Source organism: Psychrobacter sp. Pi2-1, from assembly GCF_904846645.1.
GTDB lineage: Bacteria > Pseudomonadota > Gammaproteobacteria > Pseudomonadales > Moraxellaceae > Psychrobacter.
On sequence record NZ_CAJHBO010000005.1, the window covers coordinates 96,292 to 122,515 of the forward strand.

18 protein-coding genes are annotated in these 26,224 nt (G+C 41.7%); 12 read left to right on the plus strand and 6 right to left on the minus strand.

Annotated features, from left to right (window positions below):
* Nucleotides 1-483: 483 nt before the first annotated feature.
* From JMX91_RS04690 to mscL, 3 genes are all read left to right on the plus strand, one after another.
* The gene (locus tag JMX91_RS04690; protein WP_201547926.1) at nt 484-1,761 is read left to right on the plus strand and encodes an OmpA family protein; all 1,278 of its coding nucleotides are present in this window, start codon (nt 484-486) and stop codon (nt 1,759-1,761) included.
* Between the two features lie 349 nt (nt 1,762-2,110).
* Complete coding sequence (typA, locus tag JMX91_RS04695) at nt 2,111-3,961, plus strand: translational GTPase TypA (protein WP_201547927.1); 1,851 nt, start codon at nt 2,111-2,113, stop codon at nt 3,959-3,961.
* Between the two features lie 278 nt (nt 3,962-4,239).
* The gene (gene mscL, locus JMX91_RS04700) at nt 4,240-4,695 is read left to right on the plus strand and encodes a large conductance mechanosensitive channel protein MscL (RefSeq protein ID WP_201547928.1); all 456 of its coding nucleotides are present in this window, start codon (nt 4,240-4,242) and stop codon (nt 4,693-4,695) included.
* A 112-nt stretch (nt 4,696-4,807) separates the two neighbouring features.
* Here the strand turns inward: mscL and JMX91_RS04705 are convergent, their stop codons facing one another.
* The 6 genes from JMX91_RS04705 to cysM all read right to left on the minus strand — a co-directional run bounded on the left by JMX91_RS04705 (nt 4,808) and on the right by cysM (nt 13,071).
* Nucleotides 4,808-5,248, minus strand: a complete 441-nt coding sequence (locus tag JMX91_RS04705) for a hypothetical protein (protein WP_114701175.1) — start codon at nt 5,246-5,248, stop codon at nt 4,808-4,810.
* A gap of 290 nt (nt 5,249-5,538) precedes the next feature.
* The gene (mutM, locus tag JMX91_RS04710; RefSeq protein ID WP_201547929.1) at nt 5,539-6,480 is read right to left on the minus strand and encodes a bifunctional DNA-formamidopyrimidine glycosylase/DNA-(apurinic or apyrimidinic site) lyase; all 942 of its coding nucleotides are present in this window, start codon (nt 6,478-6,480) and stop codon (nt 5,539-5,541) included.
* A gap of 52 nt (nt 6,481-6,532) precedes the next feature.
* Nucleotides 6,533-9,070: a RelA/SpoT family protein gene (locus JMX91_RS04715; protein WP_201547930.1), complete on the minus strand. Its 2,538-nt coding sequence runs from the start codon at nt 9,068-9,070 to the stop codon at nt 6,533-6,535.
* Between the two features lie 422 nt (nt 9,071-9,492).
* Nucleotides 9,493-11,064 carry a 23S rRNA (uracil(1939)-C(5))-methyltransferase RlmD gene (rlmD, locus tag JMX91_RS04720; RefSeq protein ID WP_227679274.1) on the minus strand — a complete coding sequence of 524 codons (1,572 nt, stop codon included), beginning with the start codon at nt 11,062-11,064 and terminating at the stop codon, nt 9,493-9,495.
* A 62-nt stretch (nt 11,065-11,126) separates the two neighbouring features.
* The gene (locus tag JMX91_RS04725; protein WP_057758412.1) at nt 11,127-11,951 is read right to left on the minus strand and encodes a 3'-5' exonuclease; all 825 of its coding nucleotides are present in this window, start codon (nt 11,949-11,951) and stop codon (nt 11,127-11,129) included.
* A 148-nt stretch (nt 11,952-12,099) separates the two neighbouring features.
* A complete protein-coding gene (cysM, locus tag JMX91_RS04730; RefSeq protein ID WP_227679275.1) occupies nt 12,100-13,071 on the minus strand; it encodes a cysteine synthase CysM in 972 nt (323 codons plus the stop codon).
* Nucleotides 13,072-13,663: 592 nt separating this feature from the next.
* Here cysM and JMX91_RS04735 point away from each other — a divergent pair.
* The 9 genes from JMX91_RS04735 to rpsB all read left to right on the plus strand — a co-directional run bounded on the left by JMX91_RS04735 (nt 13,664) and on the right by rpsB (nt 25,968).
* Nucleotides 13,664-17,281, plus strand: a complete 3,618-nt coding sequence (locus JMX91_RS04735) for an ATP-binding protein (RefSeq protein ID WP_201547931.1) — start codon at nt 13,664-13,666, stop codon at nt 17,279-17,281.
* A gap of 223 nt (nt 17,282-17,504) precedes the next feature.
* On the plus strand, nt 17,505-18,317 hold the full coding sequence (locus JMX91_RS04740) for a crotonase/enoyl-CoA hydratase family protein (protein WP_134292623.1): 813 nt from the start codon (nt 17,505-17,507) through the stop codon (nt 18,315-18,317).
* 355 nt (nt 18,318-18,672) lie between these two features.
* The gene (locus JMX91_RS04745; RefSeq protein ID WP_191114724.1) at nt 18,673-19,932 is read left to right on the plus strand and encodes a multidrug effflux MFS transporter; all 1,260 of its coding nucleotides are present in this window, start codon (nt 18,673-18,675) and stop codon (nt 19,930-19,932) included.
* Nucleotides 19,933-20,283: 351 nt separating this feature from the next.
* Nucleotides 20,284-21,153 carry a transporter substrate-binding domain-containing protein gene (locus JMX91_RS04750; RefSeq protein WP_201547932.1) on the plus strand — a complete coding sequence of 290 codons (870 nt, stop codon included), beginning with the start codon at nt 20,284-20,286 and terminating at the stop codon, nt 21,151-21,153.
* 12 nt (nt 21,154-21,165) lie between these two features.
* Entirely contained in the window at nt 21,166-23,352 is a 2,187-nt protein-coding gene (locus JMX91_RS04755) for an ATP-binding protein (protein WP_201547933.1), read from the plus strand.
* Between the two features lie 61 nt (nt 23,353-23,413).
* Nucleotides 23,414-23,776 (plus strand): response regulator, encoded by a 363-nt coding sequence (locus JMX91_RS04760; RefSeq protein WP_057758425.1) that lies wholly within the window; start codon nt 23,414-23,416, stop codon nt 23,774-23,776.
* 30 nt (nt 23,777-23,806) lie between these two features.
* Nucleotides 23,807-24,256: a chemotaxis protein CheX gene (locus tag JMX91_RS04765; RefSeq protein ID WP_201547934.1), complete on the plus strand. Its 450-nt coding sequence runs from the start codon at nt 23,807-23,809 to the stop codon at nt 24,254-24,256.
* 35 nt (nt 24,257-24,291) lie between these two features.
* Nucleotides 24,292-24,741, plus strand: a complete 450-nt coding sequence (locus JMX91_RS04770) for a chemotaxis protein CheX (protein ID WP_057758429.1) — start codon at nt 24,292-24,294, stop codon at nt 24,739-24,741.
* A gap of 435 nt (nt 24,742-25,176) precedes the next feature.
* Complete coding sequence (rpsB, locus tag JMX91_RS04775) at nt 25,177-25,968, plus strand: 30S ribosomal protein S2 (protein ID WP_057758431.1); 792 nt, start codon at nt 25,177-25,179, stop codon at nt 25,966-25,968.
* The last annotated feature ends 256 nt before the right edge of the window (nt 25,969-26,224 follow it).

A 26,224-nucleotide genomic window follows, 5' to 3' on the forward strand; every position in this document is an offset into this window, starting at 1 on the left:
TTAAACTTTCTCTGACTTAACTATATATAAAACACATACAACACCTAATTACTTGATTTTCAGAAGAATATTGGTTTTTTACAATATATATGTAATATATAGCGACTGTCAAAAAATGTTTCAATTAGTGAAAGATCGACATTAGCAATAGAGAAAAAATTCTAATTGTAATAAAATGCTTCAAGAAAATAGCTATCAATAGACTATTCATCTATCGCAAACTGATGTGTAAAAGATAAGAAGCGTAAGGTGTGTTAGTTCTGGGTAACTTAGACTGTTTATTGTGTTTTAGTTACAACATTATCGTGTAATAATGTGTAGCTCGTTAACGAAAAAAGTTGTAAACTGAATTAATAATCGCTAAGCTACTCCTTAATTGGTTTTGCTTTGTAACTTAAAATGCGTAAGAGATGTCTATCTTAGTACGTCTTGAGAATCGGTTTTGCTTAATGCATCACTAAAATTATCCTTTGGAGGAAGTCCATGAAATTGAATAAAATAGCTCTAGCCCTTGTTGCTGTAGCGGCTGCACCGATGGCAGCTAATGCTGGTGTTACTATTAGCCCGTTGCTTCTTGGTTATCACATGGTTGATGAAGAGTTCGGCGATACAGCTGACAAACAGCGCGAAGTTCTTACCACTGGTCAGAACCTGCAGAATAATACAGATCGTCTAGGCAACGATAATGGTGGCGTAGCCAAAGAAAGCAGCCTATACACTGGTGCTGCACTAGGTATCGAACTTACTCCTTCTACTCAGTTCCAAGTAGAGTATGGCGTATCTGATGCAAACGGCGAAGCTTCTGAAGCCTCAGCGGAATCTGGTGCTAACCGTTTTGATATCGAACAGACTATGATTTCTGGTAACTTCTTGATCGGTACTGAAGAATTCACTGGTTACACTGATAGCGCACTTAAGCCATACGTATTAGTAGGTGCTGGTCAATCTAAGATTAAAGTAGAAAACCAAGAAGAGTACCAAGATAGCAACGGTAATACAGTTGCTGCTGGTACTGAAGTGTCAGAATCTAAAGACACTATTGGTAACCTAGGTCTAGGTGCTATGTATCGCATCAATGACGCGCTAAGCCTACGTGGTGAAGCTCGTGCGATTCATAACTTTGACAACAACTGGTGGGAAGGCATGGCTTTGGCCGGTCTAGAAGTAGTATTAGGTGGCCATTTAGCACCTACAGTAGCAGTACCACCTATGCAAGAGCCAGTAGTTGACAACACTCCAGTAGTTGTTGTTGAAGCTGATCTTGATTCTGACGGTGATGGCGTACCTGATAGCATCGATGCATGCCCAGGCACTCCAATGAACGTTGTAGTTGATGAGCGCGGTTGCCCAGTACCAGTAGACATTACTGACGAACTGAAAATGGAACTACGTGTATTCTTTGATAACGACAAGTCAGCTATCAAAAACCAGTACAAGCCAGAAATCGCTAAAGTAGCAGAGAAGATGCGTGAGTATCCTAACTCTACCGCTCGTGTAGAAGGTCATGCTTCTAAGACTGGTCCTTCAGCACGTTATAACCAACGTCTATCTGAAGCTCGTGCCGTTGCTGTTAAATCTATGCTAACTAACGAATTCGGTATCGCTCCAAACCGTCTATCAACTGTAGGCTATGGTTACAACAACCCAATCGCTTCAAACGACACTGAAGAAGGTCGTGCTATGAACCGTCGTGTTTATGCCATCATCACTGGTGACAAAACAATGACTGTTGAACAAACTAAAGATATGGTTGTTCAATAAGTATTAGCAAAATAACCGTATAGTTAAATATACAGTTACAAAAAAAGCCACCCAATGGGTGGCTTTTTTTTATTTATGTATTGAGAAAAGTGAGTTATTACATAAATTTATGAATCAATAATGTTATACTAGCCACCCAAACATTCTGTAAATTAACAGCATGTACATTAGCATAGCAATCTGTATGATGAATTCGTCAGTATAGATATTTGATTGTATTGAACTTTTTTATTTGATAGCATTCTTTTTTGCATCATCTTAGATTCAATATCTATCTGATTGATGATGAAAGTTTATTCAGCAGCGCTTACTGCTACTGCATTTTTTTAAGACGAAACGAGCATTTTATATGGCGAACGATATCAAACACCTGCGTAACATTGCAATTATTGCCCACGTTGACCACGGTAAGACAACTTTGGTTGATAAGTTATTACATCAGTCTGGTACTTTTGGCGACCGTGCAAACATTGCTGAGCGTGCAATGGACTCAGGTGATATTGAGCAAGAACGTGGTATTACCATTTTGGCTAAAAACACAGCTATCCGCTGGACAGACAAAACTACAGAAACTGAATACCGTATCAACATTGTAGATACCCCAGGTCACGCCGATTTTGGTGGTGAAGTTGAGCGTGTAATGTCTATGGTTGACTGCGTACTTTTGGTTGTTGACGCTGTTGATGGTCCAATGCCTCAGACTCGTTTTGTGACGCAAAAAGCATTCGAACAAGGTCTAAAGCCGATCGTTGTTATCAACAAAATCGATCGTCCTGGCTCACGTCCTGATTGGGTAATGGATCAAATCTTTGATTTGTTTGATAACCTAGGTGCAAACGATGAGCAGCTTGATTTCCCAGTTGTTTATGCTTCAGCATTGAACGGTATTGCAGGTCTAGAAGCAGACGATTTAGCTGACGACATGACCCCATTGTTCAAAACTATCGTTGACGTTGTTCAGCCTCCACAGGTTGATGCTGATGCTCCGTTCCGTATGCAAATCTCAAGCCTTGATTACAATAGCTTTGTTGGTGTAATCGGTATTGGCCGTATTCAGCGTGGTAAAGTTAAACTTAATACGCCAGTGACTGTTATTGATAAGCATGGCAAGACACGTAACGGCCGTATCCTAAAAATCATGGGTTACCATGGTCTGGATCGTATTGATGTTGAAGATGCACAAGCCGGTGATATCGTTTGTATAACAGGTATCGATGCACTAAACATCTCTGATACTATTTGTGATCCTAACAACGTTGAAGCACTACCAGCACTAACGGTAGATCAACCTACAGTATCTATGAACTTCCAAGTAAATAATTCACCATTTGCTGGTCGTGAAGGTAAGTTCGTGACTTCACGTAACATTCGTGAGCGTCTTGAGCGTGAGTTGATTCATAACGTAGCATTGCGTGTAGAAGACACTGAGTCTCCTGACAAATTCAAAGTATCAGGCCGTGGTGAGCTTCATTTATCAGTACTTATCGAAAACATGCGCCGTGAAGGTTTTGAGCTAGGTGTTTCTGGCCCAGAAGTTATCGTTAAAGAAGTTGATGGTAAGCTACAAGAGCCATATGAAAACGTTGTCTTCGATATCGAAGAAGAGCATCAAGGTTCTATCATGGAGCAAGTTGGTCTACGCAAAGGCGAGATGACTAACATGGAGCTGGACGGTAAAGGCCGTATGCGTATTGAGGCAACCATACCAGCGCGTGGCTTGATCGGTTTCCGTTCTGAGTTCCTAACCCTGACTTCAGGTAGTGGTATCATGACCTCGAGCTTTTCACATTACGGTCCACAGAAGATCGGTGATGTTGGTGGTCGTTCTAACGGCGTCTTAGTTTCTATGGCAAATGGTACTTGCCTAGGTTTTGCTCTATTTAACCTACAGAAACGTGGTAAGTTGTTTGCTGAGCCACAGCTTGAAGTTTATGAAGGTATGATTGTTGGTCTTAACTCTCGTAACGATGATATGACTGTTAACCCAACGACTGCTAAACAGTTAACCAACGTACGTGCTAGTGGTACTGACGAAGCATTGACGTTGACGCCAGCAGTGAAGTTCACTCTTGAGCAAGCGCTTGAATTTATTCAAGACGATGAGCTAGTCGAAGTAACGCCAAAAGCAGTACGTATTCGTAAGCGCTACTTGACTGAAAGTGAGCGTAAGCGTCATGGCCGTGGTAAGAAAGGTGCTTAATATCAATAAGTGAGTTACTGAGTAATTCATTATATTAATGTTTGACGCAAACACTTAGTGTCAGTAGTTTTGCTGGCACTAAGTGATTCAAAAATGAGCAGTATAAGGTGAGCTATTAGTGGTTCACTTTATACTGCTTTTTTTGTGTTGTAATCTTGGAAAAATACAGACAGAATGAATAGTGGCATTAATGTATTCAATTATTAACATGAAAGCTAAATGTGACACTAATTATATAAATATCTATTGGTTTGTAGATAAATTTTGAGGAAAAAACAATGAGTATGGTTTCAGAGTTTAAAGAGTTTGCTGTTAAGGGTAATGTGATGGATTTGGCAGTCGGTGTCATCATCGGCGGGGCTTTTGCTACCATCACAAAATCTTTGGTAGATGATATTATTATGCCGATTGTCGCTTTTATCTTTGGCGGCGAGATTAATTTTGAAAATATGTTCTTAGTTTTAGGCGATGCACCTGATGGTATCGCTATGACTTATGATGCGCTCAAGGAGGCAGGTGTACCTGTATTGGCTTATGGTAGTTTTATTACCGTACTTATTAACTTTCTAATCTTAGCTTTCATCATCTTTATGATGGTTAGAGGTGTCAATAAAATGCGCCGTGCTGAAGAGGTAGAGGAAGTTATAGAAGCAGCAGTAGAGGAACCATCAGAGGAAGTGAAGTTGCTGCGCGAAATCAGTGCTAAATTAAGTAATACCAGTATGACGAAATAAATTATCAATTCGTTGACAATAAAAAAGGCTAGCTTCTCGTTAGCCTTTTGGCTATGAAATAGTCACAGTCATTTTTTGTGAACTATTTGATGTGCCTACTAAAAGCAAATTGTTACGGAGTAACCACTACATAGTCATTGGTATTAATTAGAATTTCTGATGGTTGATCGACAACGATACGTACTACGTTATTATCAACGACTTGAGATTTGTAATAATTGTCTTCTGCAACTGTGCAGCCTAAACAACGTCCCATCGCATCCCAAGGCTCAACAAATAGCTTCTGCTGTGCTTGATCTGCATTACCACCAATAAGTGAGAAAGGTAGGCTTACGATATAAGCTGCTGTTCCAGCTACCGCATTAACGAGTTGAAGTGGTTTGCCAACAATCGTATCGACTACCATCGTCTCGTATGAAGGCCCGAAATCAGTTTCATCAATTTCTATAGCTGCAAAAGTAGGCTGGATAGTTGCAGCTACCAATCCTAAAGTTGCCAATACAGTAAAAAATCTCTGCTTAACTGTGCGTTGAGTTTTTGCTTTAACAGTCATAACGATATCCTGAAACTCATAGTAGTATGATTAATGGCTGCTGCTATCTTCACGCAGGAATCTTGCGGCAACAATAGTTAGGCTAAATATTACAGAAAAATAAATGATACGCACTATTTATGTAAGCGCTAGCACTATTAAAGCAAGATGTGCACTAATAAGCAACAAAAATGAGAATAATCTAGGTATGGCTTTGGCAATATATAATACTTCTAAAAACGGTTACTTTTTCCAGATGCTAGCTTTATTTAATCTAAATATAGTGCCAACAAATAGATATCAGTTATTAACTATTTTAACGGCTGACAATTTGGACAATAAACACTGGCTCTACCAGTAAGCTTAATGTTTTCTAGCGTCGTGCTGCAATGTAGACAGTTTTCTCCTTGTCTGCCATACACATTTAGGGTTTGCTGGAAGTAACCAGTTTGACCACTGGCTACTGTGAAATCTCGTAGTGTTGAACCGCCCAGTTTTATCGCTTTCTTCAAAATTTCTTTAATATGATTCACTAAAATGACAATCTGCTCGTGCGAAATTTGATTGGCTGGTGTAGCAGGGTGGATGCTGGACAAGTACAGACTTTCAGTCGCATAGATATTGCCAACACCGACCACGACTTCTTGTTCCATGATGACAGATTTAATCGCTCGGGAGATAGGTTTTAGTCGCTTATTCGTTTTAGTATCATCTGACGGTGACCCATTGCTATCTTGACTAGATAAATCTATACGCTGGATTAAGCTGTATAAATAGTCTGCGGTAAAATCTTTTGAAAGTGGCTCAGGACCTAGATGATCTAGTAGTTTATTGCCGTAATCTTCATGCCATAGTACTGAACCAAAACGTCTCGGATCGTAATAGTGTAGCTGAGACTTTTCATTATCAGCATCATTAAAGATGACAACCAGATGGTCATGTTTACGCTTATCAGTACCATAGCTGTGCTGCTGTAAGCTACCTGACATTCCTAAATGAATAAGAAGCTGACGTGGTTCAACTTTGCTGGCTGACATGGGAGCATTATTCAGTGCAGCTACTGGCATAAAATTAAGAATCAGATACTTTGCTCGGCGCTCGACACTCTCTAATGTGTAATTAACCAGCTCGTCTAAGTTATCTGGCATCATCCATCGCAGCTTTGGTTGAAATACTTTAACATCAACTACCTGTTGCCCCAACAATGGAGCAAGACTGGCTTTAGTGGTTTCTACTTCAGGTAATTCAGGCATAGTATTTTTTGACAACTCTGTTATGGAATAAACAACTAGCTCAAGTTTTTATTTACACGACTGCACGGCGTGCGTGTAAAATACCATGTTGCTGTTCTAATTTTGCGAGCAGCTTAGATAGATGTGCTAAGCCTGAGACTTCAATATGGAACTTTAAAAAAGCAATATTGTCGTCATTGCTTAACGTTTGAACTTGGCGAATATTGACGTTCTCTTTATCAATTATCTGTGTCAAATCACGTAGCAAACCGCGTCTGTCATATGCTTCGACATGAATATCAACAGGCTGATAACGACCAATCTGTACTTGCCAAGCGGCTTCTATCTTGCGCTCAGGATCGCGCTCGACCAGACGTAAGTACTCTGGGCAGCCTCGATTATGCACGCTGACGCCACGCGATAAAGTGATGTAGCCAGCTATCGGTTCGCCATGCACAGGATGGCAACAACCTGCCAAATTGATTTCGATATTATCCAAACCATTAATGTGAATTTTATACGCATCGAGCTTACCTGTATCTCGGTTATCTACATGCGGTACAAAGCTCTCTGGTGGTATCTCAGGTTCAAGATGCAGCTGACGTGAGATATGACTGGTCAATTGATTCAGGCCGATATCGCCTGTCACCAGACCCACGATAATATCGTCGGTCGTATTGACATGAAAATGCTGAATATAGTCGTTTAGATCAATACTATTAGGATGAACAGATAGGCGCTCAAGCTCTTTACTGAGCATTTGGCGACCTATTTCAATATTCTTATCACGGTCTTGCTTATTAAACCATTGGCGCAGTTTTGAACGGGCGCGATTGGTATGAATATAACCTAACGAGGCTACCAACCAATCACGGTTTGGCTCGCGTGAGGATTTAGTAATAATCTCAACCTGCTCACCTGTTTTGAGCTGGTAGGTTAGTGGCACGTAGCGTTGATTGACTCGAGCGGCTTGAGCACTGTTGCCAACTTGAGTATGCACATAGTAGGCAAAATCAAGTACAGTTGCGCCTTTTGGTAGCTCAGTAATATCACCATCACGGCTAAAGATATAAATACGTTCTAGCTCATCAAAATCAACGAGTTGCTCTTCTTCATCGAACTCTGTGTCATCTATCTCTTCGCCTGTGAGAGTGGATGAGCGCGTTTGACTACGCGTTTCATTATTAATAGACAACAGCTGACGTAGTGAGCTGATTCTTTGATTTAAGTAGTTGTCCTTTTTGTTCTTCAGACCTTCTTTATAATTGACATGCGCGCACATGCCAAGCTCGGCCTCAAAGTGCATCTCATGAGTACGAATCTGGACTTCGAGTGATTTATTTTCCGCAATTACAGCAGTATGTAGCGAGCGATAACCATTGGACTTAGGGTTAGTAATATAGTCATCAAACTGCTCAGGAATATAACGCCATAAGCCATGTACTAGCCCTAAAACATGATAACAGTCAGAAGGGCTATTGACCAAGACGCGCAAGGCCCGAATGTCATAAAGCTGATCGAACGATAAGCCTTTAAGCTTCATCTTTCGATAAATAGAGTAGATATGTTTGACGCGCCCAGATACTTCGCCTTCAATACTGGCATCTGCTAATGATTCATTTAATTTGTCTTGTACGCGCTGAATATAGGACTCACGTTCGCTACGTTTTTCTGACAGTAGCTTAGCAATTTCTTTATAGCGATCAGGTGCTAAATAACGGAAAGCTAGATCTTCGAGTTCCCATTTTAACTGTGCAATACCTAGGCGATGCGCTAATGGTGCATAAATAGTCATGACCTCACGTGCGACACGAGTTTGACGCTCTGGCCTAGAAAATGTCAATTCACGCATGGCAAAGGTACGCTCTGCCAATTTGATGAGTACCACGCGCACGTCGTTAGTAACAGAGATGAGCATACTATAAATATTTGATAGCTGATCACGTTGATTGTTGACGAAATGGTCTTCTAAGCGCTTGTTGCTCTCAATAATCTCCGACAGCTTACCCATTGCAAGGGTGTCTTTAACAAGCGTAAAAATATCTGGACCAAAGTTTTTTTCAACTTCAGCGAGACTAATGATTGATTTGCGCGCACTGCGATACAGCATGGCTGCGACTAGCGCATCTTCATCTTGATAAAGATAGGTCAGAATATCGGTCATACCAATACCTGTGACATAAGCGCCTGAACGCTCAGATTCACTGGTATTCATATGACTGCGAATAAACTCGCAAGCTGCACTTAGGTTGGGTACTGACTCTTGTCCAATACGCTTGGCCACATTATCTAACCAAGTCGGTACGTCGATATTGGCCTGGTCTAAGCCGACCGCCTCAAGCTCTTTGTTTGATAGCGCATTGGTATCATCCAAATACTCGTCTTCAGTATGAGGGTCATGCAAATGATAAGTGTGTGCAGCTGAGCGATCAAAAGTAGTATGTAGCTTGTGGGTTGCCAACTGGTATTTGATGTCGAGGGGAATTTGGGCATAGCTATTGGCTGACTGGTGAGAGCGTTGGCTCGCCACCAGTTGCGCCGCAAGTGTTGCACTATCGGCCTGCGTGGTCTGTCCATCCACCAGCGGTAATCCTTCACGAATTTTTACCATAGCCGACTCCTCTTAGCTATTTTGAATTGATTATAACCTCATCTACTATGCACACACTCTGAATTAACGATCCATAAAGTGTCAGCTATAAACCAATACAACTGCTAAAAATGTTATTTTTAGCAGCTATAAAATGCGCGTAAAATATATAAAGCTATGAGTGCAAATGCTTGCTATGTAGCGATTGGAAACATCACCAAAAACATAGGAAGATTGTTTACTATTATCTCATTTTAAAGTGACAAATCAAGCGAGCCTCTGTACGGCTGTGGTCAATTACGCTAAATAATGGCTATTTATTAGCACAAACTTATCAAAGCTTTGAGTTATCTTAGATAATTGTAATAACGCTTAATTGTCTCTTTAATTAGGTTCAACTAACAGTCATTTTCAGCTATTAATCGTTTTGAAGATTAATAACGTTAAACCGCTACTTTTTCGAAGCGAGCGATAGATTCAACATGACCCGTATGGCAGAACATATCCATCACGCCAGCATGAGTCAGACGATAGCCTTGTTCTAACAATGCTTTTGTATCACGAGCAAGGGTCGCTGGATTACAAGAGACATAAACAATGCGCTCAGCATTAAATTTTGGCAAATATTGCATGATTTCCCAAGCACCAGAGCGCGGTGGATCAATCAATAGTGCATCAAAACCTTGGTTGGCCCATGGCTTATTAGTACAGTCTTGCGTCAAATCTTGACTATAAAACTCAGTATTGTTGATACCATTGCGACTAGCGTTGTCAGCAGCACGTTCGGTCATGGCTTCACTGCCTTCGACACCGACTACTGAGCCTGTCTCGCCAACGAGGCGCGCTAGCGGTAAGCTAAAGTTACCCAAACCACTGAATAAATCTAGTACGCGTTCGCCTGCTTTTAAGTCCAATAAGTCACAGGCAAGCTTGGTCATCTGACGGTTCACAGATAGATTTACTTGAGTAAAGTCAGTAGGGATAAATTCAAAAGTAAGGTCATACTCTGGCAATTGATAATATAAACGCCCAAATTGCTCGCTCAAATCATCAGCGTCTGTCAACGCAATACGTTGGATGCTATCAACGCCTTTCGACTGCAAATATAGCTGCCAATTACGCGCCGCGAAAAACACTTTTAGTTTGTCTATATCAGCGTCTGACAACGGTTCTAAATTACGTACGATGAGCGCAACTGGCTGATTACCATCAGGTAGTTCTGGCAGTTGCTCACCCATTGCAAGCTCAAGCTGAGCAATCTTGTCACGGCTCTCTAAAGTGCTAATAAGCGTTTTTAGGTTTTCAATCTCAAACCCAATACGTGGATCTAGGATATGACATTCATTTAGCTCTGCCAAGAAATTACTTGAACGCTCGCGGAAGCCGACAAGCGCGGTTTCCTTTTTGACGACATAGCGTACGCCCAAACGTGCTTTGGTACGATAGCCAAGACGATCGCCGACCACAGGGGGGAGCCAATTGTCAGGTTCCGCGTTTGCTTGGTGCATTAGCATTTCAGCCAATACTGACTGTTTAAAGTTTATTTGTCCATCTGGCTGCCAGTGCTGCAAGTTACAACCGCCGCAAGTGCCGAAGTGCGGGCAGGGTGGCACAGCACGTTCAGGATTTGGGTTGGCAGTAATACTAATGGCATCGCCTTCTTCAAAGCTAGCACGGCTGTTGGTTATTTTCACTAAAGCGCTTTCACCTGGTAGGGCAAAGCTAACAAAGATTTTTTTGCCATGTTTGTCTTCAGCATGGCCTTCCGCAACATCAAAACCATTACCATACACAGCAACACCGCGACCATCATGTGATAAGCCATCAATATTGAATGGAATTGGCTCTGCATCTTTTAGACGACGACGTGTCTTTGATGATGGCTTTGATTTTTTCTTACTCGGCGGAATGACAATCGTTTGGGTGTCGTTTGTTTGAGCTTCATTCGTTTGAGCGTTACTGATTTGCGCTGCCGTATCAGATGCTGTAGATGTTTTTGAATCGGTGGGTTGCATAAACCTGCCTTAATAATAAATAACTAGAAAAGGGGAATAAAAAACTACTAATAATGCGATTTCTATAATTCGGGTGCCGATGACCAGTCAGCGATAAACTCTTGATGTCGCGGACTACCGTCAGCTTGGGTATACTTTGCCAGATAGTCATAGCTTTGCTGCTGCCAAGCATCAAAATCTTGTGAAGACAACTGTCCTGTTAGACGTAACCAGCGTAAATAAATAAGCCAAGTGTTCATCACATCAGATTCACAGTATATAGATAGGGTCTGCCAGTCACCGCTACTAACAAGCGCACCGACCATACTGCCATCTACGTCAGTTTTACCAGGTAATCCGTACAGACTTGCGACGATATCCATCGCTTCACGGCGACTAGCACCGTACTGGCTAAACCGATCCATCAAGTCCAGATGACGCGTATGAAAGCGATTAACATAATTATCAAAGCGCATATTTTTAATACGTTCGCCTTCTTCGAACAGCCATGGTGCTGACAAATCATATTGCATGGCACGATATATCAGTACAGGTATGTCAAAGCCCGAGCCATTCCAGCTAATAAGTTGCGGCAATGTCTCAATGTCGTTAAAGGCTCTAAAGAATTTGGCTAGGATTTCTTTTTCACTAAATTTATCGGCAGTCAAAGAAAATAGCGATAACTTACCATCCTTGATATACAGAGCTGAGATACAGACAATACGCTGTAGTGGCAGGCGCATAAAGTCGTGCCCTGCCTCTTGTGTACGTATGGCTGTCAGCGCGCTTAAGGCATCTGCATCGTTGAGATCGGCCAATTGCGGATAGATACGGCGTGCTGCATCGACATCGGCAACAGTCTCGATATCAAAAACCAATATAGGGTCGGATGGTAGCGCTTGTGACATAGATAATCCTGACTATTTATGAGCTGATAGTTAATTCATTATAAAAGAATGACAATATTGACCTTGCTTGAAGTATTACGTTTACATCTGCACTTGGCCGCTTTGCACTTTTTTTAAATTAACGATACTAAATGGTATTGCTTATGCATTAATTAACTTCTGCGCTGCTGTTATCCGTATTTCTATCGTCAACGTTATATAAACCCGTTGATAAATAACGATCGCCACGATCGCAGACAATAAAGGCAATAACAGCATTAGGATTTGCTTTTGCCACTTGGGTCGCTGCCCATGCAGCTGCGCCCGAAGATACTCCCGCAAAAATACCTTCAGTTTTCGCCAATTTACGCATATAGACTTCAGCAATACGCTGATCGATATCCATCACTTCATCAATCAAATCTGCATCAAAAATACCTGGCATATAAGCCGCTGGCCAACGGCGAATGCCAGCAATAGAGGCTTCTTCGTCAGGCTGTAGTCCGATGATTTTGACGTCTGGATTTTGCTCTTTTAAATAACGCGACACACCTGTAATCGTACCTGTCGTGCCCATCGAACTAATAAAATGCGTAATTTTACCTTCGGTCTGTGCCCATAGCTCAGGGCCTGTAGTCAGGTAATGTGCTTGGCTATTGTCAGGATTATTAAACTGATCCAATACAACCCCTTTGCCATCTGCTTGCATCTGCAATGCCAAATCGCGTGCAGCTTCCATACCTTCGTCTACTTCAATCAGCGTTGCGCCATAAGCAATCATGGCATCTTTACGCTCTTGGGTAGAGTTGGTTGGCATCAGCAATGTTATTGGGTAGCCACGCATTGCAGCGACCATGGCCAATGCAATACCAGTATTGCCGCTAGTGGCTTCAATCAACATATCACCAGGCTTGATATCACCGCGCTGTTCTGCTTGATAAATCATATTAAAAGCAGGACGGTCTTTTACAGAACCCGCTGGATTATTACCTTCAAGCTTAGCTAATACTGTAGCACCATTGGCAATGTGCTCTTGCTCAGGCAGACGTTGAAGTTGTACCAGCGGCGTTTGACCAACGCAATCAGCGAGGGTAGTGATTTGAGTAATAAAGTTAGCATTTGACATGGCCGTAGTGGACATAAAGTATCCTTTTCTATTTTTTAAATATGTTTTTAATGGCTTGTTTTTGATGGAAGCGTTGTTTTTATTGTTTGATCATAATTTTAGACAGTCGCTTGGGTTATAGGTTTACGGTGATAAGCGAGCTAAAAACGAAAGGCATTAGAGTGCGCTCTCATATGTTATGACTATGAGCGATATATTGTGGTAAATAAAAAGTGGCTTTATTATATCATTTTGTTTTCAGCTGCGCTTATCGCATCAAGGATTAATAGTCACTGTATCAGGTCAATGTCAATGTTACGTTGAGGGTTGCAAAAGTAGGACTGTTCGCTTAAAGCCATATTCTCTTTGACACAGAGTAGTTGGTACTCTAATTATAACGTTCTTCATCACATAGAATGCCTAACCAGAACTTATAGAATCCTGTTAAGATAATCTTGAGCTGTATAGTAGTTGCCCCGTAAAAGTCAGTTACGTTATTAACGTTCTGTGGCTTCATTAAAAATAGCGCCTTACCCAAATGCTCTGATACGACGCGCTGCAAGTAACATGAACACTGACGTTATCACAAAAATTCATGGCAAAAACCTTAGTAGAGAGTAGACCTAGCATGGCATATAAAAAACGTTTCGATACCAGTAGTGCTTACGGTCAGCTGATCATACTGGTGTTTTTGCCCATCTGTGTGTTGGCAGCAGTGGGCGGCATTTTGGTATTTCACGAAACCATGCGTGCAAGTGACTCGGAGCAAGAAGTATTGGCCGAAGCGGTACTTATTCGCTATACGCCAGTCATAGCTGAACTGATTCCTGAGCTGCTAGAACAAGAGCGCCAGCAAGTAGGGAGTAGTGCAGAGAGGAGCCAGGAAGCGGCAATGACGACGCTAGAGGGTATCCAAGATAAGCTTGGACGTATGCAGTCTGAGCAGCATGTACAGCGCATTGCTATTATTAATGAAGGCAATCAAATACTGGCAACAGTCGGTTATGGTCTTAATGAAGAGTGGCCGTTGATCAGTGATTCCGCAAGCTTTTTGTCACAACGTCCAACGCCTGTAGGCACAGCGTATGGCAGTGTATTGGGAGAGTTTGAAGGGCAGACATTGTGGTTGCTCGTTGATATGGATAATGAGCCGCTCTACATTGCACGTTACCGCATTGCGATGGCGTTAGTGATTACTGGTTTATTTACTATCTTGATTCTACTACTGAGCCTAAATATCTATTCGAAACGTTGGATTGCCCCCATTTATGAGCTGCGTTTGCAGTTGCAGCGTACCCATGTTGATAATTTATACCAACCTGTACCAGTAGAGTCAGATGGTGAACTGAATCTATTACAGCAAGATCTAGTCAGAACATTGCGCCGCTTACATAGAAGCTTTCAAGAGCTCAAAGACCATGCAGAGCAAACGGAGGATGATTTACGTTTGGCATTTGATGAGATGGAGATGCAAAACATTTCTATTCGAAATGCACGTGATGCAGCGATTTCAACCAGCCAAGCCAAGTCTGCATTTTTAGCCAATATCAGTCATGAGCTTCGTACACCATTGAACAGTATCGATGGCTTTATTAATTTGTTGGCACGTCATGGCGAGCTGAATCCTGAGCAGGATTTGTATGTACAGACCATACGTAAGTCCTCAGCACATTTGCTCGCTTTGGTAAATGATGTCTTAGATTTTTCTAAAATTGAAGCAGGCAAGCTGGTACTGGATCGCCATGAATTCGATCTCTATGACACCATTTATGATGTAGTCGATATGCTATCTCCTGTCTCTGCGGAGAAGGGTTTACGCATGGCAGTATTGTTTTACAATGATGTGCCGATGCGCATCAACGGCGATGCGTTACGTCTTAAGCAAGTATTGACCAATATCGTTGGTAATGCCATTAAGTTCACGGATAGTGGTGATGTAGTGGTGCGTGTGAGCTTAGATGATCACCGTGATAATTATCTGATGATTAGCGTGCAAGATAGCGGCAAAGGCATTTCTCTGGCAGATCAAAAAATGCTGTTCCAAAGCTTTAGCCAAGGCGATCCATCAATCACGCGTCAGTATGGTGGTACAGGGTTGGGTCTGGTCATCTCCAAACAGTTGACGCGCTTGATGGGCGGTGATATTGGATTTCATGATAATGCTCAAGAAAATATTGCCAACCAAGGTGCGACGTTTTGGTTTCGCATGCCAGCCCATGTTGACGTGCTAGAGGCAGCCACAGGGCAGACGATTGAATTACCAGTATTGGCGCCACTGGCAAGCGAGACCGATGAATTTAATGTACTGGTTTGGATCAATCATACTGCTTCGATACAAGTACTCAAGGCTAGCTTACAATATTTACCGATTAAATTGACTCAAGCCAACTCGTTGCCGGGTGTGCTGGAGTCGTTAAAAGAGCACGGTAACTATTGGGATTGGGTCATCGTTGATGATGATACCCAAGACGATATGATGGCGCTCCTCAAGCAAATTCGTCTGCATTATCAAGGTAAGCTTGCTGTATTTGGCTACCAAGTGGCGGCCGATCAAGCGCTACTCAATCGCTATCATGCCAATATATTGTATGAACCATTAGACAAAAGACAGCTGTATGCGATGCTCGATACTCAAAGCCGTAGTACGCCGCAAAGCCTGCAGGAACCACGCTGGAAAGGGGTCACTGTGCTGGCAGTTGATGACCATTTGCCTAATTTATTAGTGCTTGATGCTCTATTGAGTGAGCTAGGTATTCAGGTAGTCACTGCGAGCAGTGGGTTTGATGCTATCGAGATTATCAGTAAACAACAAACCAAAAACATCAAAACTGCTAAGAGTGATAAGCAAAGTCTATCGAATAAAACGCAACTTTCTAAAGCAGAAACACGTGATGAGATAAACAAGAAAACAAACAGTGCGTACTATCATGAGGATATAAGCGCTGACGACAAAGCGGCTACGCAAGACAAAGACAATATTGATTTGATATTTATGGATATTCAAATGCCGCGGATGTCGGGACATGAGGCAGCTAAGCAGATTCGAAATATCGAAAATGCGGATAGTCGTATCCCTATTATCGCTCTGACCGCGCATGGGTTGGCAGATGAACGTGACAAACTTATAGCCAGCGGTATCAATGATTATGTTGGCAAACCTATTAGCCAACCTCAGTTATTGCAAGTGCTACAGAAATGGCTTGGTCGCAAGAGTACTACACCACAATTGACCGCGCTGCCTGATACAGATTTGCAGAGCTTTGGCTTACAGCACCCTGATTTGCAGGATGATAATTTACAAGATGCTAATGTACAAGGTGCTAACGTAAAGGGTACCGACCCAACAGGGGCTGAGTTAACTCCTATTGACTCGCTGCGCGGCTACTCAATTAATGACAATGATTTATCGAACGACTTACTCTCTAACAAGGTAAATAATAAAGAGTCTCAAGCCAGTTCAGACAACTCAACCGCTACTTATCCAATAATAAGAGGAGACGGGGTAAATCGTAGCAGCACTTCTGTCAGTAGCGAGCCGAAAATTACCCGTCCATTATCCCTGAAAAAAATCCGTGATGACTATCTGCGCGATAGCCAGCCTCGTGAAGGCTATAGACGAGATACTGCGCGTGATATTCAGCCGCGCTATGAGAGCTTACGTCTACAAAAACAAGGTCAGTCGCCACTACTACAATCAACAACAAAGTCTATCGACAACTCTCAAGATAAAAGCCCTAAAGACCAAAGCTTTCAAGATAGAACAGCTCACGATAATACGACTTTACACGAGCAAATCAATAATGATCTTAGCCACAATAATATAAGCAAAAGTGATACCTCAAACATTTTAGATTGGCAAGATGCGCTCACTCGTTCAGCGAACAAACCTGAATTGGCGGCCAAGCTTATTATCATGATGATCGATACTATCAATGATGAAAAACAGGCACTCATTCAGGCATGGGAAGCGCATGACCGAAATATGCTGGCACAAATTGCCCATCGTATATTGGGCGGTAGTCGATATACAGGTGTACCACAATTGCGTCAGGCTAGCCAAGATTTAGAAGATAAGTGTCTGCTGAATGTACAGCATACGACACCTGTGCAGTTTGCAATGATTGAGCCTTATTATGAGGCATTATTAATGGCGCTAGACAACCTGCAAAAGGTAGATTTATCTTCTTATCCGCAGCTTAATTATCATCGCTTGAGTGAAAATGACATGACGTGGAAAATGATATAAGTTGAGGGTAAGGCAAAACAGACAAAATCATTCAGGTTCAGAGAGCGATAAGTAACCTCGTTAGATTTGCTTATTGCTATTAGCTGAACAATCTGTGTCTGCTGTATATGAAACTGACAGTAGTATCGTGGCAGTCAGTTATTACTACGGTACAACAAAGACAAGCCTGCTAATATTGTGAATATCAGCACCATATTTATTTTATTCATTAATAAGGATTGTTATGAACGCGATTGCAAGTTACCAGTATGAGACCTTACAAGTTAGTATTACAGACAACATACTGACGGTTACCTTAAATCGTCCACATAAAAAAAATGCCATGAGCTTTCAGGTAATCAATGAGCTGATTAAGCTGGCAGGTCGTATTAGCAAGGACAGAACCATACGCGCAGTCATTCTAAATGGGGCAGAGGGGACGTTTTGTGCAGGGATCGACTTAGGGGACTTAAATCATCCAAAGAATACAGCATTTGCGCTTTGGGAGTTGATTAAGCCATGGCAAAGTGCGTTCCAACGGGTGTGCTTGGTATGGCGTGATCTACCAGTACCTGTCATAGCAGTATTGGAAGGGTATTGTATCGGCGCTGGGTTGCAGTTGGCGTTGGCTTGTGACATACGTGTCAGTCACCCTGATTGTCAGTTATCTATTATGGAAGCTAAGTGGGGCCTAGTGCCAGATATGGGACTGACCCAATCAGCATTTGGGGTTCTACGAGAAGATACTCTAAAAGAACTCGCCATGAGCGCTCGTATCATCGATGCTAATGAAGGCAAAGAGTTAGGCTTGATTAGCCACTGTAGTGAAGCGCCTCTTGAACAGGCACAAAAACTTGCTGCCGAGTTTGCAGAGCGCTCTCCTGATGCGGTGCTAGCAAGTAAACGCGTGATAAATGCGATGTATGATCAACCTGCCAAGACTTTATATAAAGAAAAAGCATGGCAGCTTAAAATGATGCTTGGTCGTAATCGTAAGCTTGCCCTCAGAAAAGCAAAGCAGGCCAGCACCTTATTTGGCAAACGCCAATTCCGCTAAATTTTTTCCATTAGCAACTTTGCTAGTTCTATTTTTTATTTGACTCGCTTTAATAGAAGAGGTTGCTACTTAAGAATACCAGACATATTTTGGTAAATTATTTTAACAGGTTTAATTGTTAGCGGTTGTTTCGCCAATATCTTATAGCCATTGAAATGCAAGCAGATAGCACGATATAGCATTGTCTGCTTGCACCGATGTGGGTAAAGATGCACTATTGTTGTTAAAGGTATCTATTTTGATTACTGGATAAGCCAGTAAAATGACCAAAGCCTACCTAACAACATATGCAAGCAATTAAACGTCGAAAAATAAAATATCAAAAATAATAGCCACTATATAAAACGGTCTAAATATGTCTGCTTCAAAACCCTCCCTTCCAAATAAACCTATCGCTTCTGAGCGAGTGCGCTCTGCTGATTTGCCTGTTGCATGGATTATGATGCTTGGGCTGATGGTTGCGGTAGGCCCATTATCGATTGATATGTATCTGCCAGCATTGCCATCGATGGCTGATGATTTCGGTGTTTCAACGGCCTTTATGGCCAACTCTGTCCCTGCATACTTTTTAGGTTTGGTATTTGGGCAGCTATTTTACGGACCATTCAGTGACCGTGTTGGCCGTGTCAAACCCTTATATATAGGTATGACGTTATACGTTATCGCTTCTATTCTTTGTGCGACCACTGACAATGAGTATGTACTGTTTGCAGGCCGTACTTTACAAGCATTGGGCGCGTGCGTCGGTGCAGTAGTTACTCGCGCTGCGATTCGAGATCGCCTCACTGCCAAACAAACGGCAAAAGCTTTCTCCATTATGATTTTAGTGATGGGCTTAGCACCGATATTGGCACCATCGCTTGGCGCGCTATTCTTACAGTTTTTTGATTGGCACTCTATATTTTGGTTCTTAGCTGCATTTGGTGCTCTAAACTTGCTACTTACTAAGTTTTTCTTTTTTGAAACTTTGACCGAAGAAAACCGTAACGTACGTCCTGCAAGGGAAGTGCTCAGTCAATATTGGGATTTATTAAAAGACCCGACTTTTAACTATCCAGCAATTGGTGGCGGATTGTTAATGGGAGCGATGTTTGTCTATATCAGCTCGGCTTCTGAATTAATCATGGATACTTATGGCGTTTCAGCAACACATTTCGCTTGGTTGTTCGGAATGAATGCGGCAGGTTTTGTAGGTTTGACTCAGTTAAACCAATGGCTTACCAATCGCTTTCGAATACTAAGTATTCTGCGCTTTGGGGCAATGATGCAAGTTATCTCTGCGGGTCTGCTATTCGTGATCGGCTTGCTTTTAGGGACAGATGCTTGGTTGCCGCTGGTGTTGGCTTGTATCTTCTTTTGTATCGCAGGATTGGGTCTGACCCAGCCCAATGCTTCTGCAATTGCGCTCGCTTTTCAGAAACGCCGTGCTGGTATGGCAAGTGCGCTACAAGGTTCGCTAATGTTTTCAGTCGGTATCTTTGGCGGTTTGTTATTGAACCTATTTCCAGTCAATCCAGTTCTCAAAGTTGGTATTGCCCTGTTCTCACTAATGAGTTTCGGTTCTTTCCTGATTTGGAAAATTGATCGTAATCTCAATTTGGACGATGCAGAGTAACAGCGCCTCTATTTTAAGTTAGCTGTATTTTAAAAAGCACTCATACGTTCACAGCGTATGAGTGCTTTTTTATGTTGAATACTTATTCAGTTAAGAATCAAGTCTCATAGAGACTTTAAGTAGCAACGGTTATCAGACTTTAGTAAACATAAGTTGTTCCGAATTATATGCTGTATTTTTTATATATAACTAACTCTAAATAATGACCAAACATAATTATTGCAATCGCAAAATTAGGTAAGTATTATCTAACGTAACTTTCTGTAAGTGAATATGTATAGACATTGCTTAACCTTGCTAGATTGTCAATTAATTAAAATGTAATACAACGTTAGGTTTCAAGGATAGATTATGAAGCAGTTATATCGAGCGTTACCGATTTTGTTGAGTGTTGGCCTATTTGGCTGTGGTAATTCTGCTACTCAAGAAAGTGCAAATACACCAGTAAAGGAAAATACAGATAGCTTTGTGAGTAAGCTACCTGATACAGCGCCAACATTGAAAGTTGCCATGACTGGTGATTTGCCGCCTTTTTCGTTCCAAGATGACTATGGCAATATGCAAGGCACTGATGTTGATTCAATTCGTGCTATTGGTGAAGAGCAGGGATTCAAAGTCGAGTTTTACAAAGAAACTTGGCAAGATATGTTCGATAGCGTTGAATCAGGAAAGCGTGATCTAGCGATTTCTGGTATTTCTTACAAAGACGATCGTGCAGTGAGATATGGTCTATCAACACCATACTTTTTCAACCCAGCTACTATCATGTATTTGGAAGGTAAGTTTGATATAAAAGACTTAAACGATATAAAAGGTCTAAAAGCAGGTACGTTAGAAGGCTCTAAAGAAGAAGACACGCTAAAAGAGATGGGTAGTTCGGTGGAGCTAATTTCGAGACCTACAGCATTTTTGGCGTATCAGGATTTGGTTCAAGGTAATACGGATGTCTTCTTGTACGATATGCCAGTCTTGCAATATATCGTCAAAGGCTATCCTGAGCATAAAGTGAAAATTGTACCCTATGAAGCTGCAGATGCACCCTCAGCCCAGCAAGTGGTGCTCATGGCAAAAGAAGATACTCAGCTTATCAAAACGGTTAATGAAGGTATTGCCAAACTAAAAGAAAAAGGGACATTTAAAGAAATTGAGGCGCGCTGGTTGGGTGAAGCTGACCCTGCTGAAAAGAGCGACTCTGACACCAATACTAAGCAATTGAACTAAGGAATTCTGAAGATGGCAACCGTACCTAATGTCGACAATAAGCGCTATCAAGGTCTGATTATTTCAATTGCACTATTTTTATCTCTAATCGGTGCTTTGCTAGCGTTCACGTTTTATACCTCAAATTTATTAGAACGAAACACGGCTTTAATTGACCAAACTAACCAAGTGGCAAACAGTGCACAGGCAGTAATTAAAGATCTTTTCGATTTAGACAGTAGTTATGGTGAGGATACTAACTCTCCGCACATACAACGAGTGCTAAGCCGTTTAGAACAAAATACTGCGCTAATCACCAGCTCGATTGCTGCTATTGAGCAAGGCAGTACAATTACAGATGCAGAAGGTAATAGCTATGACTTGCCAAAAATTGATAGTCAAGCACAAACCAATATTGCTGCGGCCAATGAGCAATGGAAAGCGCTAGAGCCTAAGATTCAAACATATCTAAAAGATGCTGATAATATCATGGTAACGTCTGCTGATGAATTGACGCAGGCCGTTGAACAGGCGAAAACATCAAGTTTGTTTATTAACGATTCTTTGGATAATTTGACAAAAGACGTGTTCGATAGTGCACAACGTCAAGCAACTACCATTCGTCTTATTCAGGTGCTTGGTGTTGCCGCTATCTTTACCTACTTCCTAATCTTCGTATTCTTCTTTGTACGTCGTCTACGTGAGACGGATGCTGAAGCATCTGCCGCTCGCCAAGAAACGCAAGAGATTATGGAAACGGTAAATACGGGTCTTTTCCTACTGGATAAAGACTTGAATATTGGTCAACAGCATTCTCGCGCGCTGAACAATATCATCGGCTCTGATAGTTTGGCAGGGGAAAACTTTACCAATGTCTTACGTGGTCGTATCTCTGATAAAGACCTTAAGACCACCCAGCAGTTTATTGAACAGCTCTATAACCCTCGAGTTAAAGAAAAACTGGTAGATTCACTTAACCCATTAAATAAAGTCATGCTGCATAATTTGTCTGAAGACAAGAGTCTTGATAATCGCTTCTTAGATTTTAAATTCTCACGTGTTTATGACAATAAAGACATTGCCCGTATTTTGGTCAACGTTAACGATGTATCAGATGCAGTCTACTTAGAACAGCGCCTAGAAAAAGAGCGTTCGCAAAACGATATGCAGATTGAGATGTTAACGACTATCTTGAATGTAAATCCAAAGATTATTAATGAGTTTATTGGTAATACCCAAGCGCATATCGAGAAGATGAATAACATCTTGAAAAATCCTGGTAGCTCACAATACGAGCTTGAAGGCAAATTAAAAGCTATTTATCGTGAAATGCATAGCTTAAAAGGTGAAGCATCAGCACTAAAACTACACAGCTTTACGAAGATTGCTTCTGATGCTGAAGACAAGTTACATGCATTGCAAAACCAAGGTCAGTTGTCTGGTAATGACTTCTTACCATTGGCAGTACATTTGGATGACTTGCTCAGCTTATCGAATACAATTGCGACATTGGGTGAGCGTATCAACCGCTCAGCACCGTCAGCAGCGAAGACGTCAACCGTACAAGCACCAGTCGCTACTCAAAATCCAGTAACAGACCATGCAGCTAGCAATGCTAACTTTGATGGTGATGGTGGGCTAGATATCGACTTAGACAATGAAACAGATGACGATTTATTGTCTTTTTACAATGAATTTACAAAAGAGATTGCTGCAAGACAAGGCAAGCGAGTACAGCTAAAAAGTACGACGCTGACCCAAACCAGCATTCCGGCGCATCTTGCAAAGCCAATCAAAGAAATCAGTATTCAGTTGCTACGTAATGCGGTAGTCCATGGTATCGAGTCGCCAAGTGTGCGTCATACTGCTGGCAAAACTGACGTTGGGACCATTGATTTGGAAGTGCAAGACAACGGTTCAAACTTTATGTTGGTGGTGCAAGATGACGGACAGGGTATCAACTATGACAACATCCGTAATAAGCTGATTCAAGAAGGTCGTTTCGGTACGGAAGAGGCAAATCAGCTTAGCAAAGGCGACTTACTCAAACAGCTGTTCTCTTCTGGATTCTCTACCAAAGAGCACGCAGATGAAGACGGTGGCCGCGGTGTCGGACTTGATATCATCAAAGCAAAAGTAAAAGAGTATGATGGCAAGCTTAATGTAAATAGCGAGCTGGGTCAGATGACACGGTTTGTCATTACTTTACCTAAAGCTTAATTAAAATAGTAATTACATTGTCAGGGACGACAAGCACTTCATTAAAGGTAGTAGATAAGTTATGCATAAGTTAATGATTGTTGATGATTCAAATATTATTAGAAACCGTATTCAGCGCGCATACGATTCAGGAAAATTCATGTTGGTTGCGACAGCGACTAGCGGTGTTCAAGCCATCGAAAAGTTCAATGTTCATCGTCCTGATGTGATCACCATGGACCTAACCATGCCACAAATGGATGGGCTAGAGTGTATTGAAAAAATCATCGCGATTGATCCTGAAGTACGTATTTTGGTGGTATCAGCGTTATCGGACAAAGCCACCGGCATTGAAGCACTGTCGTTAGGTGCTAGCGGATTTTTGTGCAAGCCTTTTTCGGAAGAGGAGCTTGTAGAGTCTTTGTATGAGCTGATGCAAGACTAATACCATTCATCGACCAAAGCAGATGTCATTATGAAAGAGCAAAAGCTACAGATTTTTTTAAGTATTATTAGTAATTATTTTGAACAGTTTGGGGGAGAAGAGCTTATTGCCGATACCCCTTACTTACTAGAAAACAAACAGCCAAAAGTCCATGATTATACGGGCGTGATTGGTATATCTGGTGGCCAAAAAGGCGTGGTGTATTTTTCGGCGACGCGTGACTTGCTGTCTTCAATATTGGACAGCATGGGCGAAACTGATAAAAGTGAAGAGAACTATGTAGATCTGGCTGGGGAAGTGGCCAACACAATCGCAGGCAATGCACGTAAAGAGTTTGGCTCAGAGTTTCATATCTCTGTACCATTTGTGTTCAAAGGTGCACCGCAAAGTATTGTATTGCCGAACGATGAGCGTTCTTTTATCATCCCCATCACTTGGCATTCTCAAGTAGGCGAGATTGTGGTTTGTTTGCAAGATTAATGCTGCCACGTAATACAGATGGATATTAATATATTATGGTTAAAGTAGAAAAATTGGGTGTATTTCTAAGCTCGATTAATGCATTTTTTGCGCAAATCGATGGCTCGGAAGTGTCAATTGATACCCCTTACTTGAACAACAACAAAAGCGCGATTGGCTTTGATTATAGCGGTGTCATTAAGATATCAGGGCCTTTAGAAGGCTGCGTCTATGTCAGTGCACCAAGCGTGATGTTGCGAGAAGTCATCAAAGTGATGGGCGAGCCTGACTCTTCAATCACCATGATGAAAGATTTGTTGGGTGAAATGGCCAATACAATCTCAGGTAACGCTCGGACAGAGTTTGGTTCAGAGTTTATTATTTCTCCGCCGCACATTGTGGAGAGTGCGCCAAGCGTGTCTTATTTACCTAAAGATCGTCAAAGCTATATCACACCATTTACGTGGCGTGGTTACAAGGCGGTCATTGGTATTTGCATTGCATAAGTTATAGTCAGTCCTCTATAACAGAGCGACGGTATTAACCTTGCTTGAAAAATAGCTATTAAAAAGATAATCATGAAAAAAGCGATGCAAATGTGTCGCTTTTTTTGTTTTATTATCGCCATATTTTGTTTTTATCTTATTGATACGCTACAAACAAACTGCTGGAGATTCCAAGACGTTATGTGATAAAATACAGCGCAGCTATTTTTTATAGTTTAGATTTGGGCATTTGCTTCGATCTAGCGATAGCTTCTTTTTTTTAACCAACCAATGACACACACATCATGGCAAAAAATTGCTGGGTGTTTGGCGACTTGATTAATTTGTGATCTGTTAGTGCTTTACTAATGAAAACTAACCGGTAGCAGATGCGTGTCGCTAAATAGGCTGTTTTTGTGATGTGGAGGCATAACCCAACCAATAGGATATATTCTCATGGCTACAAAGAATCCAACCAAAATCGAAATGCGCGACTTACTACAAGCAGGCGCTCACTTTGGTCACCAAACACGTTTTTGGAACCCAAAAATGGGTCCATACATCTTTGGCGCACGTAACAAAATCCATATCATCAACTTAGAGCACACCGTAAAAGCATTCAACGAAGCGTTGACTTACGTAAACGGCCTAGCTGCTAAGAAAAACAAAGTATTATTTGTTGGTACTAAACGCGCTGCAAGCGGTATCGTACGTGAGCAAGCAGCTCGCGCTGGTATGCCATACGTTGACCATCGCTGGTTAGGTGGTATGTTGACTAACTGGAAAACTCTACGTCAGTCAATCAACCGTCTAAAAGAGCTAGAAAAGCAAGCAGAAGACGGTACTTTCGCTAAGCTAACTAAGCGTGAAGCGCTAGAACGTACTCGCGATATGGAAAAACTTGAGCGTTCACTAGGTGGTATCAAAGACATGGGCGGCCTACCTGACGCTATCTTCGTAGTAGACGTAGATCACGAAGCTATCGCTATTAAAGAAGCCAAGAACTTGGGTATCCCAGTTATCGGTATCGTTGATACTAACTCTAGCCCAGACAACGTTGATTACATCATCCCAGCTAACGATGATGCTATCCGTGCTGTGACTTTGTATGTAACTTCTATGGCTGATGCTATCATCGCTGGTAAAGAATACGCACAAACTCAAGCTGGTGGTAAAGCTGAGCAAGCACCTGCTGCAACTGAAGAAGCGCCAGCTGCAGAAGAAGCTGCTGCAACTCCAGCAGAATAAGTAGCTGACTTAAAAAGTTTAACTTTGTAAGGATGTCTTGATAGTGTATCTATCAGCATCCATATAATGTTTTGAACAGCGTATAAGCTCATAATAGGCATGATGTAGTTTTACTCGTCATGCCTTGTTATTGAATAAAGCCTTATTAATAATGCCATACGTAGAGCGAGCAACTATTGAGCGAGTATTATCGCTCCTACTGGTCATATCGCTATATTGTACAGATGTTATTTGTTTGACATCATCTATGGCTATA

Coding starts and splice junctions, on each gene's coding strand:
- JMX91_RS04690 (WP_201547926.1), top strand. CDS start 484: ATGAAATTGAATAAAATAGCTCTAGCCCTTGTTGCTGTAGCGGCTGCA.
- typA (WP_201547927.1), top strand. CDS start 2,111: ATGGCGAACGATATCAAACACCTGCGTAACATTGCAATTATTGCCCAC.
- mscL (WP_201547928.1), top strand. CDS start 4,240: ATGAGTATGGTTTCAGAGTTTAAAGAGTTTGCTGTTAAGGGTAATGTG.
- JMX91_RS04705 (WP_114701175.1), bottom strand. CDS start 5,248: ATGACTGTTAAAGCAAAAACTCAACGCACAGTTAAGCAGAGATTTTTT.
- mutM (WP_201547929.1), bottom strand. CDS start 6,480: ATGCCTGAATTACCTGAAGTAGAAACCACTAAAGCCAGTCTTGCTCCA.
- JMX91_RS04715 (WP_201547930.1), bottom strand. CDS start 9,070: ATGGTAAAAATTCGTGAAGGATTACCGCTGGTGGATGGACAGACCACG.
- rlmD (WP_227679274.1), bottom strand. CDS start 11,064: ATGCAACCCACCGATTCAAAAACATCTACAGCATCTGATACGGCAGCG.
- JMX91_RS04725 (WP_057758412.1), bottom strand. CDS start 11,951: ATGTCACAAGCGCTACCATCCGACCCTATATTGGTTTTTGATATCGAG.
- cysM (WP_227679275.1), bottom strand. CDS start 13,071: ATGTCCACTACGGCCATGTCAAATGCTAACTTTATTACTCAAATCACT.
- JMX91_RS04735 (WP_201547931.1), top strand. CDS start 13,664: ATGGCATATAAAAAACGTTTCGATACCAGTAGTGCTTACGGTCAGCTG.
- JMX91_RS04740 (WP_134292623.1), top strand. CDS start 17,505: ATGAACGCGATTGCAAGTTACCAGTATGAGACCTTACAAGTTAGTATT.
- JMX91_RS04745 (WP_191114724.1), top strand. CDS start 18,673: ATGTCTGCTTCAAAACCCTCCCTTCCAAATAAACCTATCGCTTCTGAG.
- JMX91_RS04750 (WP_201547932.1), top strand. CDS start 20,284: ATGAAGCAGTTATATCGAGCGTTACCGATTTTGTTGAGTGTTGGCCTA.
- JMX91_RS04755 (WP_201547933.1), top strand. CDS start 21,166: ATGGCAACCGTACCTAATGTCGACAATAAGCGCTATCAAGGTCTGATT.
- JMX91_RS04760 (WP_057758425.1), top strand. CDS start 23,414: ATGCATAAGTTAATGATTGTTGATGATTCAAATATTATTAGAAACCGT.
- JMX91_RS04765 (WP_201547934.1), top strand. CDS start 23,807: ATGAAAGAGCAAAAGCTACAGATTTTTTTAAGTATTATTAGTAATTAT.
- JMX91_RS04770 (WP_057758429.1), top strand. CDS start 24,292: ATGGTTAAAGTAGAAAAATTGGGTGTATTTCTAAGCTCGATTAATGCA.
- rpsB (WP_057758431.1), top strand. CDS start 25,177: ATGGCTACAAAGAATCCAACCAAAATCGAAATGCGCGACTTACTACAA.